We start from the raw sequence: 273 nt of genomic DNA on the forward strand, positions 1-273 counted from the left end.
AACACCATCGAGCACAGAGCCGCGACCACGTTGCCGGCGTTTCCATAGCTCGCGCTGGGCTCTATGAAGGTGCTTAAAGCGTTCAGCCAGGTCATCACCGTTCTTCACCGTCAAAGTCACCAAAAAAGGCCTCAGATCCGTTTTCTCGGCTCGGATGACCTCCCACCTATCCAAGTAGGCTTTCATCGACTTAGCGCCCCGTCTAATGGCACACAGAGGGCAAAGCAGGTGCTTCATGCAGAAGCTGGCCGCATGCAGCCTCACAGCGTCGAT

1 protein-coding gene is annotated in these 273 nt (G+C 56.0%); it reads right to left on the minus strand.

What is annotated here, in order from left to right; genetic code table 11:
• A partial coding sequence (locus ABG80_RS22370) for a protein rep (RefSeq protein WP_268760921.1) occupies positions 1-264 on the minus strand: 264 nt, incomplete at its 3' end.
• Positions 265-273: the final 9 nt, after the last annotated feature.

Source organism: Aquabacterium parvum (genome assembly GCF_001447195.1).
Lineage (GTDB): Bacteria > Pseudomonadota > Gammaproteobacteria > Burkholderiales > Burkholderiaceae_C > Aquabacterium > Aquabacterium parvum.